Raw genomic sequence first — 21618 nt, forward strand, 5'->3', positions numbered from 1 at the left:
TTCTCCTCTCTTAGCTTATTCGTAAGAGAAAGAAAAAACAGCTGAAAAATCTTTTCAACTGCTTACTTATTTGCAAAATAATCTTCCTTGGTCAAGACATAATGGACATCTGTTACGAATCTTCCAGATTCACTTTTATCCATTCTAGCATATGGTTCTTCGTGAGAGAAACGCATTCCTGATTTCTCCATGACCTTTCCTGATGCGAGATTATCCTTATCATGAAAGACATCTAACTTATTCATTCCTATCTTTTCAAAAGCCAGTTCAATTACAGCTCGATTGGCTTCAGTTGTCAAACCTTGATTCCAATATTTTTGATTGATAATATACCCAATGGCTGCCTTCTTAAGAACAGTATCGATCTTGTGCAGGTCAATGGTTCCGATAAACTCTCCTGTACTTTTTAATTCAATTCCCCATCGACCTAATGGATTGGCTAGATAAAACTGGGCAATGTTATTCTTTGTTTCCTCTATACTTTGATTGGTTGGAAAAGTGTAGCGTGTATTTTCCTTATCTGAGGCATATTCAAACATGGCTTCTGCATCATCAAGTGTTACAGGTCTAAGTACTAAGCGCTCTGTTTCGATAACGGGATGCTTCGCTAGTTTGATAAATAGTGATTCCATGATTTCACCTCCTAAAATAAGTTGCTAAAAGAATAACATAAAAGAAATAGGTTTACAAGTTTTTCTTGCAATTTATAGCGGTTTTATATAAAATAAGAACATCACAAGAAATGACTGGGTTCTTCCTGTGATGATTTCGTATAAGAACCTAGATTTTAAATAAGGAGCTAATCTCTATGTTAATTGGAATTCCAAAGGAAATTAAAAATAATGAAAATCGTGTTGCTTTGACACCTGCTGGCGTACAAAGTCTTGTTGGTCGTGGTCACCGAGTCCTCATTGAAACAAATGCTGGACTTGGATCTGGTTTTGCTGATGCTGACTATGAAAAGCAAGGAGCTGAGATTGTCTCAACTGCTGCTGAAGCCTGGGCTGCAGAGTTAGTTGTTAAAGTCAAGGAACCCCTTGCTAGTGAGTACCAGTTCTTGCGTGACGATTTACTTCTCTTCACCTACTTGCACATGGCAGCAGCCCCAGAATTAGCGGATGCTATGCTTGCAGCAAAAACAACTGGTGTTGCTTATGAAACTGTACGCAATACTGAAGGTCAACTTCCTCTATTGGTTCCAATGAGTGAGGTTGCTGGTCGTATGGCTGTCCAAATCGGAGCTCACTTCTTGACGAAACAAGCTGGTGGTTCTGGAGTTCTTTTAGGTGGTGTCCCAGGTGTACCAAAAGGAAAAGTAACCATTATCGGTGGTGGTGTCGTTGGTACACACGCAGCACGTATCGCTCTTGGTTTAGGTGCTCAAGTAACTATTCTAGATATCAGCGCTAAACGTCTCTCTGAACTTGAAGATGTCTTTGGACACCAAATCCAAACACTCATGTCTAACCCATTTAATATCGAAGCAAGTGTGCGTGAAGCAGACGTTGTTATCGGTGCAGTATTGATTCCTGGTGCTAAAGCTCCAAAATTAGTGACAGATGACATGGTTCAACAAATGCGTCCTGGTTCTGTCATCGTAGACGTTGCTGTAGACCAAGGTGGTGTTATTGCAACTGCTGACCGTGTGACAACCCATGATGAGCCTGTCTATGAGAAACACGGTGTCCTCCACTATGCAGTTGCTAACATTCCTGGAGCCGTTGCTCGTACTTCTACTATCGCCCTTACAAATGTGACCCTTCCTTATATCGAAGCCTTGGCAGGAAAAGGATTTAAGAAAGCAATCCTTGAAGACGCAGGCTTGTTTGAAGGTGTAACAACTTATCAAGGTCAACTCACAAGTCAACCAGTTGCTGAAGGTTTAGAACGTGACTTCACACCTATCAGTGAACTTGTCTAATAAGAAATTCAAAAAATTAAGAGCAGTTTTTCAACTGCTCTTTTTCTTTATTCTGTTTCTTCATGATTTTCTTCAGCTTTGACAGGTCGAGGTTCATAGGCTCTGATAATCTGAGCAACGACTGGATGGCGAACCACATCCTTGGCTGAGAAGTGTACAAAGTCGATCTGGTGAATATTCTTAAGTTTTTCCTGGGCATCAATCAAACCTGATTTAACATTACGCGGCAGGTCTATCTGGCTAATATCGCCATTGACAATCATTTTAGAATTGAATCCAAGACGTGTCAAGAACATCTTCATCTGCATGATAGTAGTATTTTGGGCTTCATCCAAGATGACAAAGGCATCATCCAAGGTACGTCCACGCATGTAGGCCAAAGGTGCAATCTCAATAATTTCTCTCTCCATGAGACGAGTTGTTTGGTCCTTCCCTAAGATCTGATATAAAGCATCATAGACTGGTCGAAGATAAGGATCCACCTTTTCTTTCAAATCACCAGGTAGAAATCCTAGGCTTTCTCCAGCTTCTACTGCTGGACGAGTCAGGATAATACGCTTGACTTGGCCACGTTTAAGAGCTGTAACAGCCAAGGTCACTGCTAGGAATGTTTTACCCGTACCAGCTGGCCCAATCCCGAAGGTAACATCATGATTCTTAACACTATCAACATAAAGTTTTTGTCCCAGTGTCTTGACCCGAATCGGCTTACCAGTATTGTCTTTGATAATCTCTTCTTCATAGAGGGCAACAAACTTATCGATTTCATTGTTTCTAACCATATTGATGGCTGTCACCACATCTGGAGTTCCGACTGTCATCCCACGATTGACCAAGACCATCAAGGCTTGAATTACTTGCCGTGCTTCTTCACAAGAAGACTCCTCTCCCAAGACTTGTACAATCTCTGTACGAGCATGGATGATAACATCTAACTCATCCTCCATCAAGCGAAGATGGCGTTCATTGGAACCAAAAAGATGAAACAGGTCATCTGGATGACTTAACTGAATGTCTATTGAATGTTCCTTCAAATAAAGAACCTCTCTAACTCTTTAATTTCTTTTTATTATAGCAAAGGCTATTAGAAATTGCTATCCCTAACACCTATGCCTTTTTAATGTTCTAAATATTCCTGCCAGATGCGATCGAAGTCTCCCATATTAAAGGAAAAACTAGCATGTTCTTCTAAAAATCGACTCACCTGATCGAAATCATCCGTATGTTTTGGGAAGGCTGACTCCTCAAAGGCAAGATCCGCTAAAATTGCTTTGGGACTATGACTCTTAGGATTACGCTCTGTCATAAGCCAAGTATAAAATGATTTTCGCATAAGCCTCCCTAAATTAACTCTGTACCAAATTGGTCTTGTTTAATCTTTCCAGCTTTCATTAAACCACCAAGCGCTTTTTTAAACTGACCTTTTGAGATACCAAAGGTAGCCTTGATGTCATCTGGTGAAGATTTATCATTTAAGGTCATAAATCCACCATTACTTTCCAAGTAAGTCAGAATCATTTGTGCATCATTTTCTAACATCTCAAAAGAGCGAGGTTTTAGTGATAGATTAAGAGTTCGGTCAACTTCACGGAAACCAATGACACGCACATCTAACACTTGACCCAAACGTGGCTCTGCATAGCGCTCACTTGGGTGGATAAATCCAAGCATGTTGTTTTCTGGTAGATAGACAAAAGTTCCTGATAACTTAAGACGATAAACGATTGCCGGCCAGTTCTGATTTTGCATGTTGTTGTATGCTGGACGTGCCAAACGTTGGAAGTCTTCCTGATAAGCCAAAACTCCCCAGATACGGTCTTTCTTATCTACTTCTAGACGAATATAGAGCTTATCGCCCTTCTTAGGCCAAAGTTCTTTCAGTTCAGGTAGGATATCAAGTGACACTACGATTTCCTTGTCAGGAAGCCCTGTATCAACAAAAACACCCAAATCCTTACGAACCTCTGTTACCGTTCCCCAACCAAATTGATCCTGAGTTGCAGTCACTTCTTGAGTTGTCAAGCGAAGTTTTTGCTTCATATCCGTGTAGGCGAAACCTTTAACAGTATCACCAACTGTATGCTGACCTTCTTCCTTGGCAAGAGCATAGGTTTGACCATCCTTTTGTACAAAGTAAAAACTGTCATTTTCATCGATGATGAGTCCAACGATAAAACTTGCAAGATTTGTATTCATGTTTCCTTCTTTCGAATAAAACTCAGCCAGCAATGCCAACTGAGTTTTTCTGTTTATTTCTTAGACTTCCAAGATTTCTTTTTCTTTATTGGCAGTCATGTCGTCGATGTGTTTAACAGCATCGTCTGTCGCTTTTTGAATATCTTTTTCAAGAGTCTTCAATTCATCTTCAGTGATTTCTTTTGCTTTTTCTTGTTTCTTAGCTTCATCCATAGCGTCACGACGAATATTACGGATCGCTACTTTAGCATTTTCACCAACTTTTTTCACTTCTTTAGCGAGGTCGCGACGAGTTTCTTCTGTAAGAGCTGGGATTACCAAGCGAATAACAGAACCATCGTTAGCTGGTGTAATACCAAGATCTGAAGCGTTCAAGGCACGCTCGATATCCTTCAATGAAGATTTATCAAATGGTGTTACCAACAAGACACGCGCTTCAGGAATTGTGATAGAAGCGATTTGGTTAAGAGGTGTTTCGACACCATAGTATTCAACAGTAATACGGTCAAGCAAGCTAGCGTTAGCACGACCTGCACGGATACCACCAAATTCACGAGCAAGTGAGTGGTGAGATTGAGTCATTCTCTCTTTAGCTTTTTCTACAATTGCGTTAGCCATAATTTTCTTATTCCTTTTCTTCGATATTGTTTGAAACAGTTGTTCCGATATTTTCACCAAATACAACACGTTTGATATTGCCAGGTTGATTCATATTAAAGACTACCAAGTCAATATCGTTATCCATAGATAGAGTTGAAGCTGTTGAATCCATGATACGGAGTCCTTTATTAATAACATCACGGTGAGTCAATTCTTCAAATTTAACAGCCGTTTTATCTTTCTTAGGATCCGCATTGTAGACACCGTCTACACCATTCTTAGCCATCAAAATAGCGTCCGCTTCAATCTCGGCTGCACGAAGAGCCGCTGTTGTATCTGTAGAGAAGTAAGGTGAACCAATTCCCGCGCCAAAGATAACGATACGTCCTTTTTCAAGGTGGCGAAGGGCACGTCCACGAATATAAGGCTCTGCTACTTGTTGCATGGCAATAGCTGTTTGTACACGAGTATCAACACCAGCTTGTTGCAACGAATCTGCCATCACAAGAGCATTCATGACTGTCCCAAGCATTCCAGTGTAATCCGCTTGAACACGATCCATACCAGCTTCTGCTGCAGGTTCTCCACGCCAAAGGTTTCCACCACCGATAACCAAGGCAATTTCAATTCCTAGCTCGTGAACTTCCTTGATTTCTTGGGCCATACTTTGGACGGTTTTGATATCAATACCGACACCACGTTCGCCAGCAAGGGCTTCACCAGATAGCTTGATTAAGATACGTTTATACTTAGGTTCTACCATTTTCTCTCTCCTTTTTTCATCCTACCTATTTTATCACAATTTCAAGGATTTTTATAGTATCATGAGCGATTCTTTCAAAAAAATTAGACAGATAAAAATTTCTCTAAATCAGACAAGGCGCGTTCTGCAATTTTCTCATAACGAGCCTTTTTATCACGAATACGCTCGCCTTCTAGCTCCTTGATAATCCCGAAGTTAACATTCATGGGTTGGAAATGCTTGCTATCAGCATGGGTGATATAATGAGCTAAACTACCGATAGCTGTAGTCTCTGGGAAAATAGCCTCACTTTCTCCCTTGAAAAGACGAGCAGCGTTTATCCCCGCAACCAATCCTGAAGCAGCTGACTCAACGTAGCCTTCCACACCTGTCATCTGACCAGCAAAGAAGAGATTTGGCTGTTTCTTAGAACGGTATGTCTGTTCAAGAAGATTTGGCGAATCCATATAGGAATTACGATGCATGACGCCATAGCGAACAAACTCAGCATTTTCAAGACCTGGAATCATTTGGAAGACACGCTTCTGCTCTCCCCATTTGAGGTGAGTTTGGAAACCAACGATGTTATAAAGACTTCCAGCTGCATTGTCCTGACGAAGCTGGACAACTGCATAAGGGGTTTTAAACTCTCCATCACGAGGGCCTGTGTAGTCATCTGGATACTCCAGACCAACTGGTTTCATAGGGCCATAGAGCATGGTTTTGATACCACGTTTAGCCATAACTTCAATTGGCATACACCCTTCAAAGTACTTTTCTTTTTCAAAAGAATTAAGGGGTGCTTCTTCCGCATTGACCAAGGCTTCATGGAAATCCATAAACTCTTGCTTGGTCATCGGAGCATTGAGGTAAGCAGCTTCTCCCTTGTCATACCGAGACTTGAGATAGACCTTGCTCATATCGATGGTATTGACGTCTATAATAGGCGCTGCCGCGTCATAGAAATAGAAGCCATCGCCGTCATTAAGGGCATGAATTTTCTCAGCCAGGGCATCGCTAGTCAAGGGACCAGTAGCGACAACTGTAATAGCATCTGTCGGCAATTCTGTAATTTCATCACGAACCACTTCAATTAAAGGGTGATTGGCAATTTTTTCAGTAACCATTTGAGAAAAACCGTCACGATCAACCGCAAGCGCTCCACCTGCAGGAACCCGCGTTGCTTCTGCTGAATCTAAAATCACAGAACCAAGACGACGCATTTCTTCCTTGAGGAGCCCGACAGCATTTGTAAGAGCATCCCCTCGTAATGAGTTAGAACACACTAATTCTGCAAAATTATCTGTTTTATGCTGGGGTGTTGACTTGACACCACGCATTTCATAGAGTTTAACTGGAATACCACGCTCTGCGATTTGGTAAGCTGCTTCCGAACCTGCTAAACCAGCTCCGATAACATTAATATAAGATTGAGACACGACACTAATACCTCTTTGGGTGGAACCTAAGTTCATAACAAAACAAACTACTGGACTGTTTGACACCCACAAATCTTTCTAATTTTTCTTTTACTAGTATAACAAAAAAAGGGAAGAAGGCAAACTTCCCTGTTTAGTCATCCGATTGATTCTCTTCCCATTCATGATAAGATGCATAGAGCTGGCTTTTGTTCCACTGATATATTTTAGCGACTTCCTTAATGGCTTGATTTTTCTTAACACCTTGTAGGATGCGCTCTTGGATCTCTGAGAATAAATCCTCTTCATCCTTATCTTCTACTTCTTGACTAGCACCTTCTACAATCAGAAGACACTCCCCCTTGAGCGGTGTTTCAGAGATACTTTCAACCAACTCAGTGATTTTCCCCCGTTGGTATTCTTCATAAATCTTAGTCAATTCTCGAACTAGAACAACTGAACGATCACCGTAGACCTCTAGCATATTTTCTAGAGTATCAGCCACACGATGTGGAGATTCATAGAAAATCTGGGTCTCAGGATAATCTTTTTTTGATTCGAAAAATTGCTTTTGTTGTCCCGATTTTCGAGGTAAGAATCCATAAAAAATATGAGGTTGTGGAGCTAAACCACTGGCAATCAAGGCAGAAATTCCTGCGCTAGCACCTGGAACTGTGACAACTGCTATATTTTCTTCAATTGCAGCCTTGACTAAATCATGACCGGGGTCTGAAATACTTGGTAAACCCGCATCCGAAACTTGAGCAATACTTTGTCCTGCTTTCAAGAAACCAATCAAATCTGGAATCTTTTCCTTGGCATTGTGCTCATGAAAACTGATTTGTTTTGTTGAAATATCGAAATGCTTCAGCAATAGACCAGTATTACGAGTATCCTCGGCAGCAATCCAGTCCACTTCTTTCAAAGTCTGAATAGCACGAAAGGTCATATCCTCTAGATTCCCAATCGGCGTTGCGACAAGATATAACTTACCATAAGGTGACTGACCTTTAAAACTTTTTTGAATCTGCATGCTTACTCCCTAAACAACAATTCATCACAAAACATACATTCTGCATCTTGTTCACGACGTTGACCATAAAAGTCGCGACACACATGAAAACCGTCGTCATAGATTCGGCTCACGTTTTCTCTAACATGCTTGGTCTTAGTTGGAGCTGTTTCTTCTTCCTCATTCAGGCGCTCTCTCAATTTATCGTTCTCTAAACGAAGAGCTGTATTCTCTTCTACAACACTCTTGAGATTTTTTTTGATAGCTTCGACATCTGCCAAGGTTGCCAACAACTGTTGAGAAAAATCATCTAAGGCATCAAATAATTCTTTCTTGTTCATGAACAGCCCTTTCTTTTTTCTGTTTTCATGTTCATTTTATTGTAAAACTAGGTATTCCAAAGAATTCTGGAAAGACACATTTGCTTTCCACATTTTTCTGGCTTCGAGAAGGTTTTGCAATATTGTACGTGCTGCATTTTTTTGAATCTCTTGACCTGCTAAAACTTCTAAAATTCTAAAGACTTGGTCTTGTTTTTCTTTGTCATCTGCTAAGCTAGCTAATTTTGAGACCTGTAAATAAGATTCCTTTTTTCCAGCATCTAACCAAGAATAGAATCGTTCACTTTCTTCAACTAGAGTCCAAAAACTTGTTTGATTTGTCAGTTTTTCGGCTTCTGCTTGCGATTGACTAAACTCAGCTAAAAACCTTGCTTTATTTTTGACCAATCCTGCTTGTTCAAGTTGATTCCTAAGGCTTTCGACTTGCTTCTTAAATTGGAAAATTTGAGTCCGACTTCGGATAGTTGGTAACATCTGCTCTTGATCATTGGTTAAGAAGAAAATATAAATCTCACTTTGCGGTTCTTCAATGACCTTTAGTAGTGAATTGGAGGCATTGGCATGCATTTTTTCTGCTTGTTCAATGATAAAAACCTGACGTTGATTTTCGATTCCTGATTGAGAAAACTGCCCAACTAATTCTCGGATTCGTTCCGTTTTAATGATTTGATTCATCGGACGAATAATGGTGACATCAGGAAATTCTTCCTGATCAATCAACTTACAATTTCGGCAAGACTCGCAAGGCAAGACACCTTGTTTTTCTGTACAGAACAAACTCTTAGACAGAAATAAGGCCATCTCCATGCTTCCGAAATACCCTGAAAAGAGATAAGCATGATTGAGCTGTCTTTGTTCTAAGATGCGAACAAACCGTTCAAATTGCTGGGGTTGACAAGCTCTTAATTGCTCTTGAATCATTCTGTCAGCCCCATTCTGTCAAATAAAACTTGTTTAGTATTTTCAACCACTTGATTTAGTGGTAAACTCGCATCAATTTTAACAATACGCTCACCTTCTTTCTCAAGAAGGGAAAGATAGCCTTGACGAACTTTTCTGTGCAAGTCTAAACCTTCCAAGTCCAAACGGTTGACTTCGCGATTGCTGTTTGCCGCGATTCTTTCAAGCCCCTTCTCCACTTCAATATCAAAATAAAGTGTCAAATCTGGCTTGAGACCATCTGTCGCAAATTGATTGAGCCAGTCAATAGCTTCAATATTCAAACCACGACCAAAGCCTTGATAAGCAACTGAACTATCAATAAAACGATCCATGATGACCAATTTTCCAGCTGCAAGTGCTGGCAAGACCTTCTCTACTAGGTGCTGTCTTCGACTTGCAATATAGAGAAGCAACTCAGTCTTTGGATCCATCTGAGTATGACTAGGATTTAAAATGATTCCTCGAATCTTCTCACCAATCAAAACACCACCTGGCTCACGTGTTGTTAAAAACTCAATATTCTTTTCTTCTAACAAAGGAAGGATAGCTTCAAGCACACTCGTTTTCCCAGCTCCCTCTGGCCCCTCTAAAGAGACTAAAAATCCTTTTGACATGACGAACTCATTTCTTTTTTTCTTCCTTCTATTCTATCAAAAAAACAGGCATTTGTGAAAAGCTTTTTAACCTAATAAAAATTTATTCTGAAAAACTAGAATATACATTCGTTAATAAATAAGACAATTATTTAATTAAGTTTCTATATTCGTAATCAACTACCATACTGTCTCATTTTGCCTTTGTATAGCTAGAAAAAAAGAACCTTGCATAGCAAGATTCTTTTAATGTCTGACTTAAATAATTGTTCTTCTGGGAACTAAATCGAATTAAGCTTCGATTTCTGTAACCATACCTGAACCAACAGTACGTCCACCCTCACGGATAGAGAATGTAGTACCTTGTTCTACGGCGATTGGGTGGATCAACTCAACGTCGATTGTCACGTTATCACCTGGCATTACCATTTCAGTACCTGCTGGAAGTTCGATTGAACCTGTAACGTCAGTAGTACGGAAGTAGAATTGTGGGCGGTAGTTGTTGAAGAATGGAGTGTGACGTCCACCTTCTTCTTTAGTAAGGATGTATACTTCACCTTTGAATTTAGTGTGTGGGTTGATTGAACCTGGTTTAGCGATAACTTGTCCACGTTCGATTTCGTCACGTTGAACACCACGAAGAAGGACACCTACGTTATCTCCTGCAAGACCTTCGTCAAGTTGTTTACGGAACATTTCAACACCAGTAACAACTGCTTTTGAAGTTTCTTCTTTGATACCAACGATTTCGATTTCGTCGTTGACACGAACAGTACCACGGTCGATACGTCCTGAAGCAACTGTACCACGTCCAGTGATTGAGAATACGTCCTCGACTGGAAGAAGCAATGGTTTGTCAGTGTCACGTTCTGGTTCTGGAATGTACTCATCAACAGTGTTCATCAATTCCATGATGATGTCTTCGTATTTAGAGTCACCTTCAAGAGCTTTAAGAGCTGAACCTTGGATAACTGGAAGATCGTCACCTGGGAAGTCGTATTCTGAAAGAAGGTCACGGATTTCCATTTCAACCAATTCAAGCAATTCTTCGTCGTCAACCAAGTCAATCTTGTTCATGAAGACGATAAGGTGTTTAACACCAACCTGACGTGAAAGAAGGATGTGCTCACGAGTTTGTGGCATTGGTCCGTCAGTTGAAGCTACTACAAGGATAGCTCCGTCCATTTGAGCGGCACCAGTGATCATGTTTTTAACGTAGTCCGCGTGTCCTGGAGCGTCGATGTGAGCGTAGTGACGTTTTTCAGTTTCGTACTCAACGTGCGCAGTGTTGATAGTGATACCGCGTTCGCGTTCTTCAGGAGCAGCATCGATAGACGCATAGTCTTTAGGTTGGTTAACTGCTGAAGGCAAGCGACGTGCCAATACAGTTGTGATAGCTGCAGTTAGGGTAGTTTTACCGTGGTCAACGTGTCCGATAGTACCAATGTTAACGTGTGGTTTACTACGATCGTATTTTTCTTTTGCCATTTGAGTAAAAGCCTCCAATAAAATATATTTTATAGATAGACAGTAGGCAATACAGTCTAACTTTCCTTACTATTTTATCAAATTTTAGCTAAATTGCAAGTGTTTTACAAAGTTTTTATTAATTATTCTTAATCTTACTATAAGTTGTCGATTTATTGATAAAAAAAGAAACAGATGAATCCGTTTCTTTTTAAAATCTTTATTTTTCTCCCACTTCTTGTACTTCTTTATGTTTTTCATAAAGTCGGACTAGGAATTTGGATATTTCTTTGAGAATTGAGTAGGTAGGAACGGCAACGATCATACCTACGACACCATAGATATTACTTGACAACAATAATAGCACGAGAATTGTAATCGGATGAACTTTCATGACTCCACCAACAATACGAGGGTATAGGATATTCCCATCTACTTGTTGGACAATCAGCATATAGATAACTGCTATAATCATCTTTTGAGGATCCGTAAACAGGTTTGAAATAATCATCGGAATTAGTCCAATACTCGGTCCAACATAAGGAATCAAATTTGCTAAACCTGAGAAAATAGCAAATACTAATGCATATTTTAAGCCAATCACACTATAACCGATAAAAGCCAAACACCCGATAATAAATGCATCGATTGATACTCCACTTATGTAACGGGAAATAGTCTCATTCAAGTTTGTTATTAAACCAGATATATTGAGTTTGTCTCGCCTTAAAATAGTTCTTTCTAGCATCGGTAAGAATTTATGACCATCCAAAAGGAAATAAATCAAAAAAACCGGTGTCATAATGATAATTAAAACAGTGCTTACCAAAGCTGAAAGGACACTTCCTACACTATTTGTCACACTATTTAAGATATTTTGTAAAATATCGACATAAGAAAGATTTAATTGTTGGATTGTTTGTTGAATATCTAGCTCTTGGAAAGTAGGATATTTCGATAATTCTATCACTAAATCTTGGATTCGAGAATAGATATCTTGGCTAGAATTAATCAAGCTACTCAACTGATTAATTAAAATCGGCAAGAGATAGACGACAGCTATCACTATGGTTCCAAAGAGAACACAAAGTGTTAACAAAATACCAATGATTCGATTAATGCGACATTCCTTCTCTAAAAAAATGACAATTGGATTTGTTAAGTAGTAGAGAAATCCTCCTAATAAGAAGGGAATCATGATTGTATTTACGACACTTACAAACGGTGTAATAATAGCACCCATTTCTCTCCATAAGTAGAAAATTAAGGTAATTAATAATATCTCAGTGGTCCAGAAGAACAATTTATTTCTCCGAAACATAAGCCACCTCCTCTTTTTCCTATTTTACCATATTTCGAAAAAGATTGATAACCTTCATTATAAAAACAAGAATATTTTTTGTCTTTATGATAGAATACAATTACTATGAAGAAATTATTTTTAACATTAATCACGCTTATTTCATTTGGTTCGGCTACTACTGTTTTTGCTCAGGATTTTGATGTCGCAGCAAAACACGCCATCGCTGTTGAGGCTAACAGTGGTAAGATTTTGTATGAAAAAGATGCGACACAACCGGTTGAAATTGCCTCTATCAGTAAACTACTTACCGTCTACCTAGTATATGAAGCTCTAGAGCAAGGCAAAATCACTCTTTCTACTCCAGTGGAAATTTCCGATTACCCCTACCAGCTCACAACCAACTCCGAAGCAAGTAACGTTCCTATGGAAGCTCGTAACTACACTGTTGAAGAGTTGCTAGAAGCAACATTGGTATCTAGTGCCAATAGTGCAGCTATCGCGTTGGCAGAAAAGGTTGCTGGATCTGAAAAAGACTTTGTTGATATGATGAAGGCTAAACTTCTTGAATGGGGAATTCAAGATGCTACCCTCGTCAATACAACTGGTCTAAATAATGAAACTCTTGGGAATAATATCTATCCTGGTTCTAAGAAAGATGACGAAAACAAGATGAGTGCCTATGATGTTGCAGTTGTCGCTCGTAATCTTATCCTCAAGTATCCTCAGGTTTTAGAAATCACAAAGAAACCTTCTTCTACTTTTGCAGGGATGACTATTCATTCTACAAACTATATGTTAGAGGGATTACCTGCCTATCGTGGTGGTGTTGATGGTCTTAAAACTGGTACGACTGATAAAGCTGGAGCATCCTTTGTCGGAACAACTGTAGAAAAAGGAATGCGAATCATTACAGTTGTCCTTAACGCTGACAACCAAGATACCAATCCCTACGCTCGTTTCACAGCAACTTCAGCTCTTCTAGATTATATCTCATCTAATTTCGCTCTTCAAACAATCGTCAATCAAGGAGAAAGCTACCAAGATAGCAAATCTCCAGTTTATGACGGAAAGCAAGATACGGTTACAGCAGTTGCTAAAGAAGATATAAAAATTGTTCAGCGTCTCGGTAGTCGAGCACAGTCATCTGTTACTTACACACCTGATAGTACTGAGCATACTGCACCACTTGAAGCAGGTACAGTCGTTGGACATCTGACCTATGATGACAAGGACTTAGTTGGTCAAGGTTATATCACCACTGACAAACCAACCTTTGAAATGATTTCTGATAAAAATGTAGAGAAAGCCTTCTTCTTAAAAGTTTGGTGGAATCGCTTCATCCGATTCGTCAATGAAAAATTATAAAAAAATCGCGATAACTCGCGATTTTTCTTTATTCATTTTCAGCTAAAATCGAATGCTTATAGCCATAAGTAAAGTAAGTAATAACTCCTACTACTAAGGCTAATACAAATGCTATCCAAGTTTCAAGATTGTATTGAAGCATAAAGGACAGACAAATCAGAATTGATAAGATTGGTAGAAAAGGAACCAAGGGCGTTTTAAATTCTCCCTCTTTGGGCATACCCTTATCTTTTCTCAATTTGATAATTCCATAGGCTAAGAGAATAAGATAGGCTAAGGTACAGATATTGAGAAAAGCTGCGATACTTGCCAAAGGGAAGACACCCGCTGCAATCGCTGAAACTCCACCTGTTAAAATGGTTGCATTCTTTGGAACGCGACTAGTCTTGGTTACTTGTTTGAAGCTTTGAGGCAATAGTCCATCGCGGGCCAAGCTATAAATCATTCGTGACAAGGCATAGGTCATTGAAATACATACCGTAATCAAGGTAAAAATTGCAACAAGTGAAACATAATTAGCTGCCCAACCAATACCGATACTTCTCAGCGCAAAAGCCACTGCATCATCAACATTGAGCTTGCTATAGTGAACGATACCTGTCAATATCAAGGTAACCATGGCATATAGAATAGTTACAATGATTAAGGATAAAACAATCCCACGTGGAATATTCTTTTGTGGATTTTGAATTTCATCAACTGCCATAGAAATGGACTCAAAACCTAAGAATCCAAAGAACATGAGTGAAGCACCTGCCATAATTCCAGTGCTTCCTCCATAAATCTGACCAAAACCAAATGGTGCAAAATCTGACCAATTTTCAGGTTTAATGTACCAAATACCAACTAGGATAAATAAGGCAAGAGCAGAAAATTTTAAAACAACAAGAATAGAATTAAAACGAAGAGCTGCTTTCGAATTCATGAGGACGACTGCTGTAACAAGCATAATTACTAAAATTGGCAAAAAATCAATATAAGTACCATGCTCAGGATTAAAAGTTCCATTCAAGGCTTGTGGCAAGGTAATTCCGTAATGACTAAGCAAACCCTTAAAATAGGCAGCCCAACCTGAAGCCACACCAGAGACTGCTGTCATAAATTCCATGATAGTTAGCCAACCAGCTATCCAAGCTGGAAATTCTCCCAAAACCACATATAAATAACTATATGCCCCACCAGTTGCTGGAACACGAGAAGCAAATTCTGCAAAAAAGAGCGCCGATAAGGAAACACAGATCGCAGAAATCACGATAGATACCACAAGAGCAGGTCCTGCTAGTGTTGCTGCAGCTGTTCCTGTAATGGTAAAGATACCTGTTCCCACCATAGCACCAATTCCTAAAAGAATTAAATCCCATAATTTCAAATGACGATGCATTTCTGTTTTACTTGGACTGAAGTCTTTTGTTCTAAAAATATTCATTCTTGATCTCCACTAACAATAATTGTTTTATTTTACCACAGATAATGTATTTTGTGAATATTTATAAAATTATATCTAAAAAAACTGAACAAATGTAATATTTGCTCAGTTTTTATTTATAGTTAAAATTCAACAATTATTATACTTCGTAGTATGGGAAAGGACGGTCACTATCTAATGGACGATTTGGTACTTCTTTTTCCAAAATAGCGCGCCAACCAGATACCAATTCTTCAAAAGTCAATTTGGTTTCAGGAGAAGCTGTTGTAAGCTTCCGTCCAAACCAAGCCATGGTTGCAGTTTCAAACTGAAGCATAGCGTAGTCGATTACCGGTACATTTGCCTCTTCATAATTCTCATTTACTGCTTGGGCAACTTCTGTTGCTTGTGGAAGAAGTTGATCGCTGATTTTATCTACAACACTTGCATCCATCTCTCGCCAAGAAAGTAAATGACCATCTACCTGATAAAAGAGCTCAAAGGTTTCTTGATTTTTCTTAAAATTGGTAAGAATAAAAGCACGTTCTACCGCATCGGGACCACCAACAGCCTTGATAGCGTTTATCAAGAGGTTTTGTTCCATTTGTCTCCAATAATCATCAGCTTCTTCTACTAAATCAATTGTGAAAGGTGGAACAATTCCCTCGGCAGAAATTTCGCCTTTATTCGCTTTCTCGATATTACCAAATAATTTTTTTAAGAATCCCATTTGCTTCTCCTTTTTTCCCTTATCCTACCGATCCTTCCATTTCATAGCTAATCAAGCGGTTAAGCTCAACTGCATACTCCATTGGAAGTTCTTTTGTAAATGGCTCTACAAATCCCATGACAATCATTTCAGTTGCTTCGGTCTCTGACAAGCCACGACTCATAAGGTAATAGAGTTGTTCTTCTGAAATCTTAGAAACCTTGGCTTCGTGCTCCAATGCAACTTGTGAGTTGTGGATTTCATTAAATGGAATGGTATCTGACGCTGACAAGTCATCCATGATAATGGTGTCACACTCGATGTGAGAAACAGATTTCTTAGAGTTTTTATTAAAGGTTACTTGTCCACGGTAGTCTACCTTACCTCCACCTTTAGCGATTGATTTAGAGACAATAGACGAGCTCGTATGTGGAGCATTGTGGATCATCTTAGCACCAGTATCTTGGTGTTGCCCTGCATTAGCAAAGGCAATCGAAAGCATGGTACCACGCGCTCCTTCTCCATCAAGGTAAACTGATGGATATTTCATAGTTGTTTTGGCACCTAAGTTTCCATCAATCCACTCAACAGTCGCATCTTTCAAAGCTTTAGCACGTTTTGTAACCAAATTATAGACGTTATCAGACCAGTTTTGAATAGTCGTATAACGCATATAAGCTCCGTCCAAAGCAAATATTTCTACAATAGCAGCATGCAAGCTGTTGCTTGAATATGTTGGCGCTGTACATCCTTCTACGTAGTGGACACTTGCTCCCTCATCAACGATGATTAAGGTACGTTCAAACTGACCTGTATTTTCGTTATTGATACGGAAATAGGTTTGAAGCGGAATATCTACCTTGACACCTTTTGGTACATAGATAAAGGTTCCACCAGACCATACTGCTGAGTTGAGGGCAGCCAACTTGTTATCTGTCGGCGGTACTAACTTAGCAAAGTATTGCTTAAACAAGTCTGGGTATTCCTTGAGGGCAGAATCTGTATCTGTAAAGATAATTCCTAACTTCTCAAATTCTTCCTTCATGTTATGGTAGACCACTTCTGACTCATACTGGGCAGAAGCTCCAGCTAGATAGGCACGCTCAGCTTCAGGAATCCCGATTCGTTCAAAGGTTTCTTTGATTTTTTCAGGAACGTCATCCCAAGAACGGGCTGGTTTATCAGATGGTTTTTGGTAGTAGATCAAGTCGTCAAAGTCAATCTCTGACAAGTCTGCTCCCCAAGTTTGCATGGGCATTTTTTTGAAGGTTTCATAAGATTTCAAACGGAATTCCAACATCCACTCAGGTTCTCCCTTAGCTGCTGATAGTTCACGAATGACATCTTCATTCAATCCTTTTCCTGTCGATAGGACAGGCTCTACATCGTCATGGAAACCAAATTTATATTCACCAAGGTCAATTGGTTTTGGTTCTACTCTTTCTTCAGCCATAATATCCTTTCTTTCATTCTTTATTTCTAATGATTTATAAGACAAAGAAAGCTTGTCTTATTTGTTTTCTTGGTCTTCAATTGTTTTCTTAAGGGCATTCCAAGCTAGGGTTGCGCATTTGATTCGTTGAGGGAATTTGGCAACACCTGATAAGAAAGCTGCATCTCCAAGTTGATCTTGACGCTCATCCTTTTGACCTTGAACCATTTCAGAAAAAATGGTCGCAAGCTCTAGGATTTCTTGCTTGGTCTTTCCTAAAACTGCATCTGTCATCATACTAGCAGAGGCAGTTGAGATGGTACAACCAGAGTTTAGAAAAGCGATATCTTCCAAACGATCGTCAGCACCAAACTTAACAGAGAGGTTGATAACATCCCCGCAGGTTGGATTGTTGAGACTGATTTGCTCAGCATCTTCTAATTTCCCTTGGTGATGGGGATTTTTCGAATGGTCTGCTACCACTGCCATATATAGACTATCTAGTTTAGAAAGTGCCATTGAAAAACTCCTTTGTCTTTAGTAAGGCATCGACTAGTTTATCGCAATCTGCCTTGGTATTGTAGATATAAAAACTTGCACGAGCAGTTGCTGGGACTTCCAAATACTGGAGCAAGGGTTGAGCGCAATGGTGACCGGCACGAACTGCTACACCTTCATAATCCAGAGCTGTCGCAAGGTCGTGAGGATGAAGGTCACCTAGGTTAAAGGCAATGACACCTGAACGTTGAGCCAAATCTTGCGAACCATAAATGGTCAATCCTTCAATTGCCTGTAATTTTGGATAGACGTATGCGATCAATTCCTGTTCGTGAGCTTCAATGACGTCCATGCCAATCTTTTCAAGATAATCCACGGCAGCTGCTAGTCCAATAGCACCAGCCATATTGGGAGTTCCAGCCTCGAATTTCCAAGGCAATTCCTTCCAACTAGCAGATTGCTCGTAGACAAAATCAATCATCTCACCGCCAAATTCAACTGGTGACATTTGCTCCAGATACTTTTCTTTACCGTAAAGGACGCCAATACCAGTCGGACCAGCCATCTTGTGACCTGAAAAGGCAAAGAAATCCACATCCAAATCCTGTACATCAATCTTCATATGAGGCGTAGATTGAGCACCATCTACCACCATGATGGCTCCAACTTGGTGAGCCAATTGAGTGATTTCTTTGATAGGATTAATCACACCAAGGACATTTGAGGCGTGAGCTAGCGAAACAAACTTAACCTTGTCAGTCAATTTAGAACGCAAATCATCCATATCTAGAGACCCGTCCTTAAGATAGACATAGACTAACTCAGCTCCGGTCTTACGACAAGCTTCCTGCCATGGGATAATATTGGAATGGTGTTCCATGACTGAAATCAAGACCTGGTCATCTTCAGTCAAGATTTCCTCAGCGAAACGTGCCACCCAGTTGAGACTAGTCGTAGTTCCTCTAGTGAAGAGTACTTCCTTTGTCGAACCTGCGTTGATGAACTTGCGAATGGTTTCACGAGCAGCTTCATAAGATGCTGTCGCACGCTCTGCCAAAGTATGAACCCCTCGGTGAACATTGGCATTATCCTGTTCATAGTAGCGGTTAATGGCTTCCAGAACAGCTAGTGGTTTTTGTGTCGTCGCAGCATTATCCAAATAAACCAGAGGTTCGTCATTAACAATCTGATCTAAAATTGGAAAATCCTTGCGAATCGCTTCTGCATCTAACATAGGCTTCCCCTTAGCGTTTTGACAATTTTTCTTCGATCGTCGCAATCATTTCATCACGAACTTCCTTGACAGGGATCTCAACGATAACGGATCCAAGGAAACCACGAACAACCAAACGTTCTGCAGTTGCCTTGTCCAATCCACGGCTCATGAGGTAGTACATATCTTCTGGATCAACTTGACCAATAGAAGCTGCGTGTCCTGCAGTAACGTCATTTTCATCAATCAAAAGAATTGGGTTAGCATCTGAACGCGCTTGGTCAGAAAGCATAAGAACACGGCTTTCTTGTTGGGCATCTGCTCCCTTAGCACCCTTGATGATGTGGCCAATACCATTGAAGGTCAAAGTTGCTTTTTCAAGAATTACTCCATGTTGAAGGATATTACCGATAGAGTTGCAACCATAGTTAGTTACTCGAGTATCAATCCCTTGCACCTGACGACCACTTGAAAGAGCTACGACCTTGAGGTCTGCATGGCTACCATTTCCAAGTAGGTCACTATCAAAGTCAGCAACAACATTTCCTTCGTTCATGACACCGATAGCCCAGTCAATACTTGCATCGTTACCTAATTTACCACGACGGCTAATGTAGGCAGTGACATTCTCACCAAGACGATCAATTGCAGCAAATTTCACTTGAGCACCAGAACGTGCAATCACTTCAACAGTGATATTAGCAGTCGCCTTAGCACTACCCTCACCGCGTGATTCTAAACGTTCGAGGTAGCTGATTTTTGAGTTTTTACCTGCAATGATCAGAATATGCTTGTTAAATGGCACATCACTATCACTATCTTGGTAGAAAATTCCTTCGATTGGTTCTGTGATTTCGACATTGTCTGGAATATAGAGAACAGCGCCACTATTAAAGTAAGCAGTATGATAAGCAGCCAATTTGTCATCGTCGTATTTTACTGATGACATGAAGAATTCTTCTACGAGTTCTGGAATTTCTTCTAAAGCCGAATGGAAGTCTGAAAAGACCACTCCTTGTTCAGCCAACTCAACTGGAATTTGCTCAAAGACTGTTTGAGTACCTAATTGTACCAATTTCAACTGATTGTCAATAGCTGTAAAATCTGGAATATTTGCTGTTGGTTCACTTTCAGTGATAGTACCATCACCAAGATTCCAACGGTGAAATTTTACACGCTCAATGACTGGCAATTCCAAACTCTCAATCTTATCAAAAGCTTTTTGACGGAGGTCTGACAACCAGCTTGGTTCAGCGTGCATTTCTGAAAAAAGTTTAATAGTTTCTTTAGTCATTTACTTCTCCTAAAAGATACGAGGGAATTACAATTCTTCCTTGTAGTCATAGCCAAGTTCTTCAGCTAGTTTCGCGTATCCTTCACGTTCCAAGCGTGCAGCCAATTCTGGACCACCAGAAAGAACAGCACGACCTTCCATCATAACGTGTACCACATCTGGTGTGATATAGTTCAAAAGACGTTGGTAGTGAGTAATGATCATAGCACCAAAACCTTCACCACGCATAGCATTCACACCTTTAGAGACAACTTTAAGTGCATCAATGTCAAGACCAGAGTCAATCTCATCTAAGAGGGCAAAAGTTGGTTCCAACATCAAGAGTTGAAGAATTTCGTTACGTTTTTTCTCACCACCTGAGAAACCTTCGTTGAGATAACGCTCTGCCATTTCTTCTTTCATGTTGAGCAATTCCATTTTTTCGTCTAACTTAGTGATAAATTCACGAACTGAAATCTTCTCATCATCTTCTTTACCAGCATTCATAGCTGCACGAAGAAACTCAGCATTGGTAATCCCAGGAATTTCTGATGGATATTGCATGGCAAGGAAAAGTCCCATACGCGCACGCTCATCCACTTCCAATTCAAGGATGTTTACACCGTCAAACAAGACTTCACCTTTAGTGACTTCATAGTTAGGGTTTCCCATGATAGCTGCAGAAAGAGTTGATTTACCAGTCCCATTTGGTCCCATGATAGCTGCAATCTCTCCTGTTTTGAGGGTCAAATTAACCCCTTTCAAAATTTCCTTACCTTCAATTTCAACATGAAGATCTTTGATCTCTAATACTGACATGATTGTTCCTTTCTTTTCATCCTTTTTACTGTATTTACCTGAAATTTAACCTTTTTAAATCCCTAGAAAAACACAGTAAAATGTCAATAAATATACCTTAATAGTATAACAAAAAAAAGCCTAAAAGGCTTTGATTTTGTCTAGAAGCTAGGAGCTACTTCTTCCCTTGAAAATGATCATCTATAGCGCTCACAATTTTACCCATGATATAACTCACGCGAAAATTTCTCAGGATCAAAATAGCCCAAAGCAAGGCCATGATATACCGTTGCTCCATGATGGATTCATTAAAGAAATAAGTCTCAGCAGCAGTAAATAAGGCCATGATAATAAATTGTTGTCTGTTCATAGTCTTTTACCACCAATTCC

At 39.8% G+C, this 21618-nt stretch carries 23 protein-coding genes; 2 read left to right on the plus strand and 21 right to left on the minus strand.

Features of this window, described 5'->3' with window-relative positions:
- Positions 1-62 precede the first annotated feature (62 nt).
- A complete protein-coding gene (locus QM859_RS02140) occupies positions 63-632 on the minus strand; it encodes a GNAT family N-acetyltransferase (protein WP_414261966.1) in 570 nt (189 codons plus the stop codon).
- Between the two features lie 176 nt (positions 633-808).
- Between QM859_RS02140 and ald the strand changes: the two genes are divergently transcribed.
- Positions 809-1921 carry an alanine dehydrogenase gene (gene ald / locus QM859_RS02145; protein WP_414261967.1) on the plus strand — a complete coding sequence of 371 codons (1113 nt, stop codon included), beginning with the start codon at positions 809-811 and terminating at the stop codon, positions 1919-1921.
- A gap of 47 nt (positions 1922-1968) precedes the next feature.
- Here the strand turns inward: ald and QM859_RS02150 are convergent, their stop codons facing one another.
- From QM859_RS02150 to QM859_RS02205, 12 genes are all read right to left on the minus strand, one after another.
- Positions 1969-2955: a PhoH family protein gene (locus QM859_RS02150; RefSeq protein ID WP_006152658.1), complete on the minus strand. Its 987-nt coding sequence runs from the start codon at positions 2953-2955 to the stop codon at positions 1969-1971.
- 83 nt (positions 2956-3038) lie between these two features.
- Positions 3039-3254 (minus strand): YozE family protein, encoded by a 216-nt coding sequence (locus QM859_RS02155; RefSeq protein WP_006154472.1) that lies wholly within the window; start codon positions 3252-3254, stop codon positions 3039-3041.
- Positions 3255-3262: 8 nt separating this feature from the next.
- Positions 3263-4117 (minus strand): RNA-binding virulence regulatory protein CvfB, encoded by an 855-nt coding sequence (gene cvfB / locus QM859_RS02160; protein WP_254724091.1) that lies wholly within the window; start codon positions 4115-4117, stop codon positions 3263-3265.
- Between the two features lie 60 nt (positions 4118-4177).
- Positions 4178-4735, minus strand: coding sequence for a ribosome recycling factor (gene frr, locus QM859_RS02165; protein ID WP_006152642.1), 558 nt, complete (start codon positions 4733-4735; stop codon positions 4178-4180).
- 7 nt (positions 4736-4742) lie between these two features.
- Entirely contained in the window at positions 4743-5480 is a 738-nt protein-coding gene (gene pyrH, locus QM859_RS02170) for a UMP kinase (protein WP_004253279.1), read from the minus strand.
- 83 nt (positions 5481-5563) lie between these two features.
- Positions 5564-6898 (minus strand): methylenetetrahydrofolate--tRNA-(uracil(54)-C(5))-methyltransferase (FADH(2)-oxidizing) TrmFO, encoded by a 1335-nt coding sequence (trmFO, locus tag QM859_RS02175; protein ID WP_414261970.1) that lies wholly within the window; start codon positions 6896-6898, stop codon positions 5564-5566.
- A 133-nt stretch (positions 6899-7031) separates the two neighbouring features.
- Positions 7032-7910 (minus strand): 16S rRNA (cytidine(1402)-2'-O)-methyltransferase, encoded by an 879-nt coding sequence (rsmI, locus tag QM859_RS02180; RefSeq protein ID WP_223332888.1) that lies wholly within the window; start codon positions 7908-7910, stop codon positions 7032-7034.
- A gap of 2 nt (positions 7911-7912) precedes the next feature.
- Positions 7913-8230: a DNA replication initiation control protein YabA gene (gene yabA / locus QM859_RS02185; protein ID WP_223332880.1), complete on the minus strand. Its 318-nt coding sequence runs from the start codon at positions 8228-8230 to the stop codon at positions 7913-7915.
- Between the two features lie 36 nt (positions 8231-8266).
- Positions 8267-9151 carry a DNA polymerase III subunit delta' gene (locus QM859_RS02190; RefSeq protein WP_414261971.1) on the minus strand — a complete coding sequence of 295 codons (885 nt, stop codon included), beginning with the start codon at positions 9149-9151 and terminating at the stop codon, positions 8267-8269.
- Positions 9148-9786 (minus strand): dTMP kinase, encoded by a 639-nt coding sequence (gene tmk, locus QM859_RS02195; protein WP_414261972.1) that lies wholly within the window; start codon positions 9784-9786, stop codon positions 9148-9150. Before tmk ends, QM859_RS02190 begins: the two co-directional genes overlap by 4 nt.
- A gap of 270 nt (positions 9787-10056) precedes the next feature.
- Complete coding sequence (tuf, locus tag QM859_RS02200) at positions 10057-11253, minus strand: elongation factor Tu (protein WP_004253262.1); 1197 nt, start codon at positions 11251-11253, stop codon at positions 10057-10059.
- Positions 11254-11452: 199 nt separating this feature from the next.
- Positions 11453-12553: an AI-2E family transporter gene (locus QM859_RS02205; protein ID WP_414261973.1), complete on the minus strand. Its 1101-nt coding sequence runs from the start codon at positions 12551-12553 to the stop codon at positions 11453-11455.
- A gap of 105 nt (positions 12554-12658) precedes the next feature.
- Here QM859_RS02205 and pbp3 point away from each other — a divergent pair, with 105 nt between their 5' ends.
- Positions 12659-13900: a D-alanyl-D-alanine carboxypeptidase PBP3 gene (gene pbp3 / locus QM859_RS02210; RefSeq protein WP_414261974.1), complete on the plus strand. Its 1242-nt coding sequence runs from the start codon at positions 12659-12661 to the stop codon at positions 13898-13900.
- Positions 13901-13928: 28 nt separating this feature from the next.
- Here the strand turns inward: pbp3 and QM859_RS02215 are convergent, their stop codons facing one another.
- The 8 genes from QM859_RS02215 to QM859_RS02250 all read right to left on the minus strand — a co-directional run bounded on the left by QM859_RS02215 (position 13929) and on the right by QM859_RS02250 (position 21598).
- Positions 13929-15326: an APC family permease gene (locus tag QM859_RS02215; RefSeq protein ID WP_074324183.1), complete on the minus strand. Its 1398-nt coding sequence runs from the start codon at positions 15324-15326 to the stop codon at positions 13929-13931.
- A gap of 139 nt (positions 15327-15465) precedes the next feature.
- The gene (locus QM859_RS02220; protein ID WP_074324184.1) at positions 15466-16035 is read right to left on the minus strand and encodes a hypothetical protein; all 570 of its coding nucleotides are present in this window, start codon (positions 16033-16035) and stop codon (positions 15466-15468) included.
- 19 nt (positions 16036-16054) lie between these two features.
- Positions 16055-17467: a Fe-S cluster assembly protein SufB gene (gene sufB, locus QM859_RS02225; protein ID WP_004253255.1), complete on the minus strand. Its 1413-nt coding sequence runs from the start codon at positions 17465-17467 to the stop codon at positions 16055-16057.
- Between the two features lie 57 nt (positions 17468-17524).
- The gene (sufU, locus tag QM859_RS02230) at positions 17525-17965 is read right to left on the minus strand and encodes a Fe-S cluster assembly sulfur transfer protein SufU (RefSeq protein ID WP_214261776.1); all 441 of its coding nucleotides are present in this window, start codon (positions 17963-17965) and stop codon (positions 17525-17527) included.
- Positions 17952-19178 (minus strand): cysteine desulfurase, encoded by a 1227-nt coding sequence (locus QM859_RS02235; protein WP_414261975.1) that lies wholly within the window; start codon positions 19176-19178, stop codon positions 17952-17954. The genes sufU and QM859_RS02235 overlap by 14 nt, the downstream gene beginning before the upstream one ends.
- Positions 19179-19188: 10 nt before the next feature.
- Positions 19189-20451, minus strand: coding sequence for a Fe-S cluster assembly protein SufD (gene sufD, locus QM859_RS02240; protein ID WP_414261976.1), 1263 nt, complete (start codon positions 20449-20451; stop codon positions 19189-19191).
- A gap of 27 nt (positions 20452-20478) precedes the next feature.
- Entirely contained in the window at positions 20479-21249 is a 771-nt protein-coding gene (gene sufC / locus QM859_RS02245; RefSeq protein WP_414261977.1) for a Fe-S cluster assembly ATPase SufC, read from the minus strand.
- Positions 21250-21403: 154 nt separating this feature from the next.
- Entirely contained in the window at positions 21404-21598 is a 195-nt protein-coding gene (locus QM859_RS02250; RefSeq protein ID WP_314945198.1) for a DUF3272 family protein, read from the minus strand.
- Positions 21599-21618: the final 20 nt, after the last annotated feature.

Origin of the sequence: Streptococcus infantis (assembly GCF_047463175.1) — a bacterium.
Lineage (GTDB): Bacteria > Bacillota > Bacilli > Lactobacillales > Streptococcaceae > Streptococcus > Streptococcus infantis_AC.